The organism is Lentzea sp. NPDC055074 (assembly GCF_053608005.1).
The window spans coordinates 151,193-163,490 of record NZ_JBSGUQ010000011.1 but is presented as its reverse complement, the minus strand read 5'-3'; the positions used below and the strand labels follow the sequence as shown (position 1 = coordinate 163,490).

The 12,298-nt window shown below is 71.7% G+C and carries 13 protein-coding genes; 8 read left to right on the top strand and 5 right to left on the bottom strand.

Going from position 1 to position 12,298, the window contains the following annotated elements; all coding sequences use genetic code 11:
- Window positions 1–20 precede the first annotated feature (20 nt).
- The 5 genes from ACWF7A_RS24995 (at window position 21) to ACWF7A_RS24975 (ending at window position 3,675) form a co-directional block, all read left to right on the top strand.
- Complete coding sequence (locus ACWF7A_RS24995; protein ID WP_452252904.1) at window positions 21–812, top strand: cytochrome c biogenesis CcdA family protein; 792 nt, start codon at window positions 21–23, stop codon at window positions 810–812.
- Between the two features lie 8 nt (window positions 813–820).
- Complete coding sequence (locus ACWF7A_RS24990; protein ID WP_452252903.1) at window positions 821–1,294, top strand: redoxin domain-containing protein; 474 nt, start codon at window positions 821–823, stop codon at window positions 1,292–1,294.
- A gap of 118 nt (window positions 1,295–1,412) precedes the next feature.
- Entirely contained in the window at window positions 1,413–1,703 is a 291-nt protein-coding gene (locus ACWF7A_RS24985) for an HPF/RaiA family ribosome-associated protein (RefSeq protein ID WP_452252902.1), read from the top strand.
- Window positions 1,704–2,128: 425 nt separating this feature from the next.
- Window positions 2,129–2,476, top strand: coding sequence for a YciI family protein (locus ACWF7A_RS24980; protein WP_452252901.1), 348 nt, complete (start codon window positions 2,129–2,131; stop codon window positions 2,474–2,476).
- On the top strand, window positions 2,476–3,675 hold the full coding sequence (locus tag ACWF7A_RS24975; RefSeq protein WP_452252900.1) for an RNA polymerase sigma factor: 1,200 nt from the start codon (window positions 2,476–2,478) through the stop codon (window positions 3,673–3,675). The genes ACWF7A_RS24980 and ACWF7A_RS24975 overlap by 1 nt, the downstream gene beginning before the upstream one ends.
- On the opposite strand, the gene ACWF7A_RS24970 is transcribed toward ACWF7A_RS24975, so the two are convergent.
- Window positions 3,613–4,170, bottom strand: coding sequence for a copper resistance CopC family protein (locus tag ACWF7A_RS24970; protein ID WP_452252899.1), 558 nt, complete (start codon window positions 4,168–4,170; stop codon window positions 3,613–3,615). The two genes, ACWF7A_RS24975 and ACWF7A_RS24970, sit on opposite strands and share 63 nt — an antisense overlap.
- A gap of 39 nt (window positions 4,171–4,209) precedes the next feature.
- A complete protein-coding gene (locus tag ACWF7A_RS24965) occupies window positions 4,210–5,388 on the bottom strand; it encodes an MFS transporter (protein WP_452252898.1) in 1,179 nt (392 codons plus the stop codon).
- 121 nt (window positions 5,389–5,509) lie between these two features.
- Here ACWF7A_RS24965 and ACWF7A_RS24960 point away from each other — a divergent pair, with 121 nt between their 5' ends.
- Window positions 5,510–5,905: an ATP-binding protein gene (locus ACWF7A_RS24960; RefSeq protein WP_452252897.1), complete on the top strand. Its 396-nt coding sequence runs from the start codon at window positions 5,510–5,512 to the stop codon at window positions 5,903–5,905.
- Between the two features lie 83 nt (window positions 5,906–5,988).
- On the top strand, window positions 5,989–6,390 hold the full coding sequence (locus ACWF7A_RS24955) for an ATP-binding protein (protein WP_452252896.1): 402 nt from the start codon (window positions 5,989–5,991) through the stop codon (window positions 6,388–6,390).
- Here the strand turns inward: ACWF7A_RS24955 and bla are convergent.
- Complete coding sequence (gene bla / locus ACWF7A_RS24950) at window positions 6,383–7,285, bottom strand: class A beta-lactamase (RefSeq protein ID WP_452252895.1); 903 nt, start codon at window positions 7,283–7,285, stop codon at window positions 6,383–6,385. The genes ACWF7A_RS24955 and bla overlap by 8 nt on opposite strands.
- 79 nt (window positions 7,286–7,364) lie before the next feature.
- Here bla and pdxY point away from each other — a divergent pair, with 79 nt between their 5' ends.
- Window positions 7,365–8,216, top strand: coding sequence for a pyridoxal kinase PdxY (pdxY, locus tag ACWF7A_RS24945; protein ID WP_452252894.1), 852 nt, complete (start codon window positions 7,365–7,367; stop codon window positions 8,214–8,216).
- Here pdxY and ACWF7A_RS24940 read toward each other — a convergent pair.
- Both ACWF7A_RS24940 and ACWF7A_RS24935 read right to left on the bottom strand, forming a co-directional pair.
- On the bottom strand, window positions 8,194–8,835 hold the full coding sequence (locus ACWF7A_RS24940) for a GntR family transcriptional regulator (RefSeq protein WP_452252893.1): 642 nt from the start codon (window positions 8,833–8,835) through the stop codon (window positions 8,194–8,196). The genes pdxY and ACWF7A_RS24940 overlap by 23 nt on opposite strands.
- Before the next feature lie 10 nt (window positions 8,836–8,845).
- A complete protein-coding gene (locus ACWF7A_RS24935; RefSeq protein ID WP_452252892.1) occupies window positions 8,846–12,295 on the bottom strand; it encodes a BTAD domain-containing putative transcriptional regulator in 3,450 nt (1,149 codons plus the stop codon).
- Between the last annotated feature and the right edge of the window lie 3 nt (window positions 12,296–12,298).

The window sequence follows — 12,298 nt, the reverse complement described above, 5'->3', positions numbered from 1 at the left end:
GCAACTCTAACCTCAGGGCCGTGAACGAGCTCGCACTCGCGGTCGTCGCGGGAATGGTGGCCACGGTCAACCCGTGCGGATTCGCGATGCTGCCCGCCTATTTGGCGCTGGTGGCACGAGACAGTCCAGCAAGGGCCTTCATGTCCGGTTTGGTGATGACAGCCGGATTCGTCACGTTCTTCGGCGCATTCGGGATTCTGGTCAGCCCGGTGGCCGCGACGCTCAAGCGCTACCTGCCGTTCGTGACGGTCGCGATCGGGCTTGCGATGGTCGTCGTCGGCGTGCTTTTGCTCCTGGGCAAGGACCTTTACGTCCGGCTGCCGAAACTCCAGGCGGCGCCGAAAAGCCTGTGGTCCATGTACGGCTACGGCATCGCGTTCGCGATCGCCTCTCTCTCGTGCGCGATCGGCCCGTTTTTCGCCGTGGTGGGTGCATCACTTCAGACGGGCGTGATGGCGTTCTTCGCCTACGCGCTGGGCATGGGCCTCATCGTCACCGTGCTGGCAGTGGCGGGGTCGGCACTCGCACCGCACATCAGGAAGGTGCTGCCGCACGTCGGCCGCATCGGCGGCGCGGTCCTCGTCGTGGTCGGCGCGTACGTGACGTACTACGGCGTCTACGAGCTGCGGTTGTTCCTGGCCGGGGGCAGCGCGGTCGACCCGGTGGTGCGGGGCGCGGGGCGGTTCCAGAACGCGCTGGTGCAGATCGTCGGCGGGCTCGGGCCGTGGCCGTTCGTGGTGGTGCTCGTGGTCGCCGGCGCGTGGTGGCTGAACCGGAGGAGGCGCAAGGCCGTACGTCCGGACAGGAGGTGAGGAGCCGAATGCGCATCCTCGGACTGCTGCTAGGGATCCTGCTGCTCGCCGGTTGTGCGGAGAAGACGCCGCCACCGGAGAAGTTCCAGTTCACCGCCAAGACCCTGGACGGCGCGGAGTTCCGCGGCGACAAGCTCGTCGGCCAGCCCGCCGTGCTCTGGTTCTGGACGCCCTGGTGCCCGTCCTGCAACGCCGAGGCGGAGACGGTCGAGCGGATGGCCAAGCGCCACGACAAGGTCCAGTTCGTCGGCGTCGCGGCCGAGGACCAGCTCGACGCGATGAAGAAGTTCGTCAGCGACCACAAGATGGGCAGCTTCCCGCATCTAGCGGATCTGGACGGCTCGGTGTGGAAGCGGTTCGGCGTCACCGCGCAGCCGACGTTCGCGTTCGTGGGCACCGACGGCTCGGTCGAACTGCTCACCGGCTCGCCCACCGAGGAGCAGCTCGACCAACGCGTTTCTTCTTTGGTGCCAAAGACCTGAGCCTCGGCAGAAAGTCCCTGCGCGGTCGGGACCAAGGCCTGGTTCGGCGACGCGGCCGGATCCGTAGGGTCGACGAGGCCGCGGGCGCTGTCGCGTGGCGTCGAGGAGGCAGGTTTCGATGGACTACATCCAGGTCTCGCTCGCGGACGCCATCCCCGAGCAGGCCAGGGACTACGCGTCCGCGCGGATCGGCTCGCTGGACCGCTACGCGCCGGACCGCGTCGACTTCGCGTGGGTCAACCTGACCTCGGACAAGTCCGTGATCCACGCGCACGCCCGGCTCGACCTCAAATGGGTCGAGGTGCAGGCGTACGCGGAGGGGCGCACGGTCACCGAGGTGATCGACCTGGTGCGGGAACGCATGCGCCGTCAGCTCGTCTCGATGCAGGGCGTGCTCGCGCACAACTGACCTCGGTGCGGTGACCCCACCACTCGGCGGCGGACGCCGACATCACGAACAGCATCAACTCCGCGAACGACGAGTTCACGGACGCGGGCCGCACCGGGCCGATCGCCCTGGCGCCGTTGACGGCGTTCGACGGGGACTTTCCGTTCGGCACCATGCGTGACGAGACGATGCACAGCACTGCCAACGAGTTCGCGGTCGGCGCGATGAACGGCAACGGCGCGCACCGTCGGCCGAGACGATCCCGTTGTGCTCGCGGTAGGTGACGGCAGACCCGCCCGGACGAGCCGCCCGAGCGACGCGCCCTTGCCCCCGGCCGCGCCCAGCACCGCTCGCGAGTCGTCGAGCGGAAGAATCAACGGGATCATGTCGCCATGGTTGTCGAAACGGCTCTCTCCCGTTCGTACGAAGGGTGAAAGGAGACCACCATGACGCAGCAGTACCTGCTCAGCATCTACCAGCCCGACGGTGAGGTTCCGCCACCCGAGGTGCTCGACCCGATCATGGCGAACCTGGCCGCGTTGAACGAGGAGATGCAGGCCAAGGGCGCGTGGGTGTTCGCCGTCGGTCTGCACCCGCCGTCGACCGCGACCGTGCTGAGGGCGAAGGGCGACGACGTGCTGATGACCGACGGGCCGTTCACCGAGGGCAAGGAGCACATCGGCGGGTTCACGGTCATCCAGGCCGCCGACCTCGACGAGGCCCTCGAGTGGGGCCGCCGGCTCGCGGGCGTGCTCAGCCCGTTGTCGATCGAGGTCAGGCCGATCGCGTTCTGATGATCGAGGAGATCTTCCGTGCGGAGTACGGCCGCGCGGTGTCCGTCCTGACCCGCGTCCTCGGCGACATCGACCTCGCCGAGGAGGCGGTGCAGGACGCCTTCGCCACGGCCGTGCTGCGGTGGCCGGTCGACGGCGTCCCTCCCGCGCCCGCGGGCTGGATCATCACGACCGCCCGCAACCGCGCGATCGACCGGCTCCGCCGCGACGCCAAGGGTCAGGAGAAGCACGCCCAGGCCAAGCTGCTCCAGCACGAACCGGAAGAGCAGGAGGTGGGGGACGTGGCCGACGACCGGCTGAGGCTGATCTTCACCTGCTGCCACCCCTCGCTGGCGCTGCCGGCTCAGGTGGCGCTGACGCTGAAACTCCTCGGCGGCCTGACGACGGCGGAGATCGCCACCGCGTTCCTGGTGCCGGAGACCACGATGGCGCAACGGATCGTGCGGGCGAAGGGCAAGATCCGCGCGGCCCGCGTCCCGTACCGGGTGCCGCGCGACGCCGACCTGCCCGACCGGTTGAAGGCCGTGCTCGCCGTCGTCTACCTGATCTTCAACGAGGGGTACCTCGACCGCGCGGAACCGGCGGAGGAGGCGATCCGGCTCGGCCGGGTGCTCGCGGACCTCATGCCGGACGAACCCGAGGTGTGGGGGCTGCTGGCGTTGATGCTGCTCGTCGCGTCACGCCGGGACGCACGGCTGCGCGACGGCGAGATCGTGCTGCTCCAAGACCAGGACAGGGCGTTGTGGAACGCGGACCTCGTGCGCGAGGGCCAGGACCTCGTCCGCCGCTGCCTGCGCTGGAACCGGCCGGGCCCGTACCAGCTCCAGGCCGCGATCAACGCCGTGCACAGCGACCCGCCGACCGACTGGCACCAGGTCGTCGCCCTCTACGACCAGCTGCTGGCGATCACACCGAGCCCGGTCGTGGCGCTGCACCGCGCCGTCGCGCTCGCCGAGACCCGAGGCCCGGCCGCGGCTCTGAGAGAGGTCGATGCGCTCGACCTCGACCGCTACCACCTCTTCCACGCCGTGCGCGCGGATCTGCTGCAACGTCTGGGCGAGGACCCGAGAGCGGCGCTGCAGGCCGCGTTCGACCGGGCGGAACACCCGGCCGAACGCGCCCTGCTGCGCAAACGGCTAGGGGCTCTCGGTCTTGTTCCGGCGCCCGACGAGCAGGATCGCGCCGACGACGAGCGCTAGCCCGATCACGATCCACACCCAGATCGGCACGCCCCCGGACTCCTCCGGCGCGGTCGACGGGGGAGCGTTCGACACCGGTGCGGCCGAGGTGGCCGGCGCGGGCGCGCTCGCCGACGTCGTCTGCGCCACGACGGTCATCGTGAACGCGATCGTGCCGGTGATGGTGTCGCCGTCGTCGGACTTGGCGGCCCAGGCGATCGTGTGCGCGCCGGACTTGGCCGCGGCCGCGTCGACCGTCGCGGTGATCGTGTTGTCGAGCGCGTGCACCTGGGTGACCGGCAGCTTGGTGCCGTCCGCCCCCGTGACGGTGACCGCGTCGCCGTCCGGCAGCTGGATCGCCGCGCTGAACACCAGCTCGACGTTCTTCAGAGGGGCGTCCAGGGCCGCGCCGGTCGCCGGGTTGCTGCTCTTGAGCTCGGCGTGGGCCTGCGCGGGGACGACCGCGGCCGTCGCGGCGAGCAGCGCCAGCACGAGCGCCGTCAGGTAACGGGTCACGTGCGCAGCGTAACGGCTGAGTCGATCAGTCCGGGAGCCTCAGTTCGGACCGGGACCGCCCTCGAACTGCGGTGCCGCCGCGGGCGAGAGGAACGCCAGCGCGGCCGCGATCCCGGCGGCCAGCGCGGCGGCGAGCACCGGCAGCAGCGGCTGCACCTCGAAGAGCAGCGCGCTCAGCAGCGGCCCGCCGAGGAACGTGAGTCCGCTCGTGGCCGTGACGAGCCCCGCCATCAGACCCTGGCGCTCCGGCCCGGCCCCGAGCGAGGCCGCGGCGGCGAACCCGGTGACCGCGAGACCCACGCCCACCGACGCCACCAGGAGGGCCAGCGTGACCAGCGCCGCCGACGGCGCGAGCGCGAGAAGCGCGTACCCGGCCGCCGCGACCGGTGCGCCGGTCCTCAACAGCCGCGAGGGAGACCACTTCAGCAACGGCACGAACAGGCCCTGGGCCAGGAGGAGCCCGAGGCCGGAGGCGAGCAGCAGCCCCTCGATCGAGCCGGAGCCGAGCCGGTCCGCGGCCAGGTGCACGATGACGACCTGCGCCATCGCGATCGACAGGTGCAGGAAGAACCCGGCACCGAACGCGGGCAGCAGCTCCAGCGGCCGGACCCGCACCGGGGGCGCGGGCTCCCCGGCGGGAGGGGCGAGGGTGGCGAAGACCAGCACCGCGAGCAGCAACGTGGCCACGGGAGCGACGTACAGCGGCAACGACAGGGACGCGACCGCGAGCGCGCCACCGACGATCGGACCGGCCACGGCGCCGAGTCCCTGGGTCGCACCGACGAAACCGACGGCACGGGCGCGCGCGATCTCGCCGTGGGTCGAGAGGCCCGCGACGGCGAGCGTGGCGACGAGCACCGCCGCGAGTCCCGCGGAGAACAGCGCGCTGCGGAACACCAGCACGAACGCGAAGGCCACGTCGGACGTCAGCGTCTCGTCGAGTCCGAACGTCACGGCGGCGGCGAACCCGGCGGTCCCGGCCACGCACAGGCCGAGCCCGACGGCCAGCACGGGACGCAGCCCGGCGGAGTCGATCAGCAGCCCCCAGAGCGGGCCCGCCAGCGTGATCACCACCGAGGCGATCGTGAACACGAGCCCCAGCTGGGTCGGGGTGAGCGAGAGGACGCGGACGACCGGTGCGGAGACCGAGGAGAGTCCTTGGTGCACCGAGTACACGACCAGCAGTGCGACCAGCAGAGGCGTCAGAGATCTGGGCACGCGGATCCCCCTGGAGTTGCGGCGGAGCCGTGAGGGTAGTTCAAGTTGATGAACGAATGGTTTGGCACCTGATGCACTCGGGTAACCGGCGCCCGAACTGATCATCTGACCGAGGAGCGGTTTGGCGCGCGACCAGGCAGCGAGGACGGGCGAGGCGGCTGATCTGCCCCTGGGCAGGCAAAGGCCGAGTCTCGCGGCCGTCCGGCGCTGGGTGCGGCTGGAGCTGATGGGCGAGGACACCGACGCGGTGGCCGACGTGTTGCTGGTGGTGAACGAGCTGGTCAGCAACGCGTACAGGTACACGTCGGAGCCGTCGTTCCTGCGCGTCGTCGTGGAGGTGCAGCGCATCCGCGTCGAGATCGCGCACGACGCCCAGGCCCACCCGCCATTGCGCAAGGTGTCCCGTCCGCAGCGCGGCTACGGCCTGGTCCTGGTGGCCCGGCTGTCCGACCGCTGGGGTGTAGATAGGGCTCACGGTGGCACCGTGGTCTGGGCCGATCTGCCGAGAACGTCATGACCGCAAGTTCGGTGGGTTTCGATTTACGCGTCCCGGGGTACGAGGGCTTGTGCCTTGAAAAAGCAGGGCGCGGGGAGATGCTGATGGGTATTGCAGGACGGTCCAGCGAACGACTGGACCTCGTCCTACCGGAGGGGGTTCTGCCGCTCGCCGAGGTGCGTGCGGAGGTGCGCCGTCTCCTGAGAGGGATGCACGAGAACGTCGTGGTCGACGTGATGGTCGTCGCCACTGAGCTCGTGAGCAACGCGTACCACCATGCCGCGCCGGCGCGACGCGCCCGTGTTCTGCGCCTTCCCGAGCGCGAGGTGGTGCGGGTCGAGGTCGACGACGGGACTCCCGGCCGGTTCCCGCAACTCGGGCGGATGGGGTTCCTCGGGCGGCGCCAGCGGGGTCTGCTGCTGGTCAACGGCCTGGCGCAGGTGTGGGGCCACAACCGGTTCCCGGATTCCAAGACCGTGTGGGCGGACGTGTCGTCCGTCAGGTGAGGGTCTTCACGACGTAGGCCGCGGCTTCGGCGATCAGTGCCTCGTCGTACTTCGCGTCCGCGGACGCCTTGCTCGACATGATCGCGACCAGGAGCGGCTCACGGCCCGGCGGCCACACGACGGCGATGTCGTTGACCGTGCCGTACCCGCCGGTGCCGGTCTTGCTCGCGACCCTGCTGCCATGCGGCACGCCCGCCCGGACGCGCTTCGCCCCGGTCACCGAGCGTTCGAGCAGGTCCCGCAGGAAGTCGCGCTTCGCCGGGTCGAGGGCGTCGCCGAGCACGATCCGCCGGTAGTCCGTGCCGAGCGAGCGCGGGGTGGCGGTGTCGCGCGGGTCGCCGGGCGTGGCCGAGGTGATGTCGGGCTCGATCCGGTCCATCCGCGTCTCGGTGTCGCCGAGCCCGCGCAGGAAGCTCGTCAGCCCGGCCGGGCCGCCGGCGTCACGCAGCAGCAGGTTGCCCGCCGTGCCGTCGCTGTGGCGGACGGCGGCGTCGCACAGGTCGCGCAACGTCATGCCGCTGCGGACGTTCTGCCTGGTGATGGTCGAGCTCTTCATGAGCTCGGCCTCGGTGTACGTGACGACGGTGTCCAGGTGGGACAGCGGGTTGCCGTGCAGCACGGCCGCTGCGGCGAGACCCTTGAAAGTCGAGCAGAACGCGAACCGCTCGTCCGCCCGGTGCTCGATCGTGCCGCCGTTGTCGCTCATCGCGTAGACGCCCAGCCTTGCGTCGAACTTCTTCTCCAGCTCCACCAACGCGTCGTGCCGCACGGGGGCGGCGCTGGTGGTGGTGGTCGTCGTCATTGTCGTCTGGGGAGCCTGCGTGACGGGCTGTGTGGCGCACCCGGCGAGCGGGAGCAGGGCGAGGGTTTTCAGGACTGATCGTCGGTCGGCCACTCAGTCACACTATTTGATCTCGCCGGGGCATCGCGACGGGTCCTCGGCGACGCTCCGGCGGGCGTTCTAGGCTGGGAGAATGAAGGTTCTGTCCATCCAGTCCGTCGTCGCCCACGGCCACGTCGGCAACTCCGCCGCCGTGTTCCCGCTGCAGCGCATCGGGGTCGAGGTCGTCCCCATCCCCACGGTGAACTTCTCCAACCACACCGGGTACGGCGCCTGGCGGGGCCCGCTGATCCCGCCGCCGGACGTCGCGGAGATCCTGCTCGGGGTGGAGGAACGCGGGGTCTTCCCGCAGGTCGACGCCGTGCTGTCCGGGTACCAGGGCGGCGTGGGCATCGCCGACGTGATCATCGACGCGGTGAGCCGGGTGAAGGCCGCGAACCCGGCGGCGCTCTACGCGTGCGACCCGGTCATGGGCAACGCCAAGTCCGGCTGCTTCGTCGCGCCCGAGATCCCCGTGCTGCTGCGCGACCGGGTCGTGCCGGTGGCCGACATCATCACCCCGAACCAGTTCGAGCTGGGTTTCCTGACCGGCACCGAGCCCGCGAGCGTCGAGTCCACCCTCGCCTCGGCCGACCTCGCCCGCGAGATGGGTCCGTCGACCGTGCTGGTCACGAGCGTCGAGCGGCCGGACCGGGACGAGGGCACGATCGAGATGCTCGTCGTCGACACCGCCGGGTCGTGGCTCGTGAGCACGCCGCACCTGCCGTTCAAGGCGAACGGGTCCGGCGACGTGACGGCCGCGCTGTTCACCGCCCACTACGTGCAGACGAAGGACGCGGCGCTGGCGCTGGAGCGCACCGCGTCGAGCGTCTTCGACCTGATCGACCTGACCTACCGCTCCGGGGAGCGCGAGCTGCGGCTGGTGCAGGCCCAGGAGTTCTACGCGGAACCGCGGATGCAGTTCAAGGCCGAGCAGGTGCGCTGAGCCCGAGCTGCGCGCGATCGCCGCGCAGCACGACCCACGACCGTTCGACCGCCACCCCGCGGAGGTCCGTGCCGAGCCACGAGACCGACAGCACCGGGGTGGCGGGCCGGACGGCGAGCAGCCCGGCGACCCGCGGGGTCGCGCGAGCGGTGGTGCACCACGGGTCCGCGTCGCCGCACCGGAGGTCGTAGGTGTCCGCGAGGAACCTCCGCAACGGGGTGTCGTCGTAGCGCTCGGCGAAGTCCGGGAACCGGTCGGCGCGCAGGTACGCCGAGCGCACGCCGACCGGTTCGTCGCCGCGGACGAGGACCGACTCGACGTTGACCAGGTCCTTGACGACCCGGACGGTGGTGCGTTCGCGGGGGACGAGGTCTCGCACGAGTGCGTCGAGGCTGATCCGCTGGACCTTCCCGCGTGGTGCGACGAAAGTGCCCTGACGGCCGGTCCCGCGCACCAGCCTGCCCTCCAGCACGAGCTCTTCCAGCGCCTTGCGGATCGTGGTGCGGGACATGCCGAACACGTCCGAGAGCTCGCGCTCCGGCGGGAAGGTGCTGTTGCCGGGCAGGTCGCCCAGCAGGTCGAGCAGCCGGGCCTTCGCCTGGTAGTAGCGGGGGATCACGGTCCGGACGCTAGGGGCGGTCGATAACCAGCGACTCATCGTCGGGCTTCGAGCCGATCTCCCGGTAGATCCGGCGAGCCTCGTCCACGTCGCCGCCGAGGTAGGCGACGGCGGCGTCCTTCCAGCGCGACCAGGGCGCGTCGGCGAGGCACTCGGGGCCGTACCCGGCGGCGGCGAGGACGATCGGCAGGGTCGCGCCGGCCGTCCCGGTGACCTGGCCGCAGGGGAGCAGGCCGTCGACCACGACCGGTTCGCCCTGGTGCAGTGCGATCGAGGCCTCGAGAACCAGTGCGTCACCGGTGCCGCCACCGAGGGCCGCGTCCTCGATGGCGCCGGGGAGGTCGCCGGTCAGCAGCCGGACGCGGCCGCGGAAGGCGTGCAGGTGGGACTGGCCCGGGGTGCGGGCGATCGACTCGGTCAGGTTCTCCAGCGCCTCGGCGTGGCGGCCGTCCCAGAACAGCTCCAGGTACCGGGTCGAGTCGAGCCAGGCGATCGTGTCCTGGTCGCCGTGCCGCCGGGCGGCCGCCCGCGCCTCGGCCCGTACCGCCAGTCGTGCCCTCGTGTCGCCGAGAACGGTGTAGGCCGTGCTCATGTTGAACAGGCACAGGCCCGCGGAGATCCCGGCCTTCCTGCGTTCCCGCACGGCTCGCCGCACGTCGCCGATGCCCTCGGGGTCGCCCTGGTCGACCCTCGCGAGGCCCAGGGCTTCGAGCGCGATGGCCCGTTCGACACCGGTGGCGCCCCGCAACGCCTGCCGTGCCGCGCTGATCGCCTCGGCCGGCCGGTCCGCGAGCGTCAGGGAGTGGGCGAGGTAGGCCCGCACGCCGTACGCGTGCTCGGTCCGCGCGAGGAACTCGATCGTGCGGTCGAGATGCCGTTCGGCGGCGGCGTGATCACCCTGGTGCCAGCAGGCTCGCCAGGACGCTCTCGCGGCCGCGGCCGCACCCGCGAAGTCGTTGGCGCTCAAGTGGAGTTCGACGGCCTCGGCCAGTTCGGCGAGCCCTTCGCCGCCGAGGGCCAGGCTCGATCCCAGCGAGGTCAGCAACGCGGCGGTGTCGGGGTGGCCGGGCGGGCAGACCGCCAGTGCGGCGCGGTAGCACCGGATCGCGGTGTCCTTGGCGGCCAGCGCCGTCGCACGGCGGCCTGCGTCCGTGAGCGCTGTTCGCGCCGCCCGGCCCATGATGTCGCACGGCCTGCCGGACGCCTCGGCGATCCACACCGCTTCCTGGAAGTGGTGTGCCAGCAGGGGAACGTGCTCCAACGGCAGCGCCTGCACCCATTCCGCCGCGTGGTAGTGCTTCATCGCCTTGGTGCCGCGCGGAACCCGGTCGTAGGCGACGTCGCGGACCAGCACGTGGCTGAAGGCGTACTCGATCTCGCCGGCGACGTCGCTCGTCGTGCGGCGGGTCAGGAAGTCCCGCTGCCGCAGCACCTCAAGGCAGCGCGCGACCTCGGCGACGTCCCGTTCGGCGACGACCGCGACCGCACCCGGCCAGACGGTCGGCCCGATCACCGCCGCGTCCTGCAACACCGCTCTTTCCAGCGCCGGCAAGGAGTCGAGGCGAGCGCCGATGACGGTCTGGACCGTCTCGGGCAGGGCGTCCGGGGCGCCGTCGCGCAGCAGGCGGACGTACTCGCCGGCGAAGAGCGGGTTGCCACCGGCGCGGTGCAGCAACTCCGGCAGGTCGGCCGTCACGCCGTGCTTGCGCAGCAACGCTTCGAGCAGCAGCGTGGTGTCCTTTTCGGACAGCGCGGGCACGGTGATCGCCCCGTCCCCGGCCGGTGGGCGCGAGGTGAGCACCACCAGCAACGGCACGTGCTCGGCCGTGCCGGGGAGTCCGCGCAGGAACCCGAGCAGCAGCTCGTCGGCCCAGTGCACGTCCTCGACGATCACCACCAGCGGTTCCTCCGCCAGGTGCTCGACCAGCCTGCGCCACGCCATCAGCACGTCGCTGCCGTCCCCGACCCCGGCGAGCGCGCAGAGCTGCGTGACCATCCACGGGTCGTCGCTGATCGCCTGGATCTTCGCGGTGACCTCGCCGGCGGTGTCGGTGCCGAGGATCCCCGCGTGGCTCCGCACGATCTCCGCCAGCGGCGCGAAGACGTCGTCACGCGCGAACGGGGGAGTGCGGCCGACGAGCGTCCGGCGGCCCGTGGCGAACTCCCGGACGAGCCTGCTCTTGCCCGCCCCCGGCTCACCGACGAGCGTGACCAGCCTCGGCCGGCGCGTCTCCTGGACCTGTTCGTACGCCCCGACGAGCGCGGCCAACTCGGCCGAGCGGCCCACGAACGGCGCGTCGTCGGCCGTCGGTGCGAGGGCTCGGTCGGTCACCGGGCACGTCCTGACCTCGCCTTGCCCGGCCTGGGCCAGCAACCGCAGCCCGGCGTCGAGCACGGTGCCGCCGACCTCGACCCGGTCGCCGGACGTGACGAGCGCGGGCCCGGTGGCCACGGCGGCCGCGGCGGGGTGCGCGCCGGTGATCTCGAACGCCGCGCGCACCGCCCGTGCCGCGTCGTCCTCGCGGTTGACCGGCGCCCCGAACGCCGCGCACACCGTCGAACCGAGCGTCGTGACCGTGGTCCCGCCCAGGTCCTCGACGTGCCGGCGCACCTCCGCCACCGCGGCGCCGAGCCGTTCGTCGGCCGCCTCGTCCGCTCCGGGCAGCTCCAGCCGGACGACGAGAACGCTGACCTTCTTGCGTTCCAGCACGGTCAGCGCCTGCGCCGGGGTGGCGTCGAGCGCCGGGTCCTGGGTGAGGATCGCCTGTTCCAGCCGCACCAGCTCGGGCCCGGGATCGAGGCCGAGCTCGGCGGCGAACCGCTCCCGTGCCGCGCGGAACACCGCGAGCGCGTCGGCCTGCCGCCCGGACCGGTAGAGCGCGAGCATCAGCTGCCCCCGCACCCGTTCGCGCAACGGCTGTTCGCCCACCAGCGCCTCGAGCTCCGCGATCACCTCGCGATGCCGCCCGCACGCCAGCTCGGCGTCGACCCTGTCCTCGACCGCCGTGTCCCGCAGGTGCGTGATCTCCACGAGAGCGGGCCACGCGACCCCGTCCGCCACCAGGTCCGCGAGCACGGGCCCGCGCCACCACGCCAGCGCCTCCCGCAGGATCTCCGCGGCCTGCTCCGGTTCCGCCGCCGAGGCCGTGGCGAGCGCGGCGCGGAACCGGTGCAGGTCGACGCGGTCCGGTTCCACGCGCAGCAGGTAACCGGGCTTGCGGGTGACGATGTCGAGCCCGGCCTTGCGCAGTGCCGACACGACGTTGAGCAGGATCCCGCGCGCCGTGGGCGGGTCCCCGCCAGGCCACACCGCCGCCGTGAGCTCGCTGATCGACACCACGCGGCCCGCGTTGAGCAGCAGGAAACCCAGCGTCGCCCGGCGGGTGAACCCGCCGACCCGGTGGTCCCTGCCGTTCACGCGGACCTGCAGGGGACCGAGCACCGCGAACTCGACAGACATCGG

Coding starts and splice junctions, on each gene's coding strand:
- ACWF7A_RS24980 (WP_452252901.1), top strand. CDS start 2,129: ATGACGCAGCAGTACCTGCTCAGCATCTACCAGCCCGACGGTGAGGTT.
- pdxY (WP_452252894.1), top strand. CDS start 7,365: ATGAAGGTTCTGTCCATCCAGTCCGTCGTCGCCCACGGCCACGTCGGC.
- ACWF7A_RS24935 (WP_452252892.1), bottom strand. CDS start 12,295: ATGTCTGTCGAGTTCGCGGTGCTCGGTCCCCTGCAGGTCCGCGTGAAC.
- ACWF7A_RS24990 (WP_452252903.1), top strand. CDS start 821: ATGCGCATCCTCGGACTGCTGCTAGGGATCCTGCTGCTCGCCGGTTGT.
- ACWF7A_RS24975 (WP_452252900.1), top strand. CDS start 2,476: ATGATCGAGGAGATCTTCCGTGCGGAGTACGGCCGCGCGGTGTCCGTC.
- ACWF7A_RS24985 (WP_452252902.1), top strand. CDS start 1,413: ATGGACTACATCCAGGTCTCGCTCGCGGACGCCATCCCCGAGCAGGCC.
- ACWF7A_RS24955 (WP_452252896.1), top strand. CDS start 5,989: ATGGGTATTGCAGGACGGTCCAGCGAACGACTGGACCTCGTCCTACCG.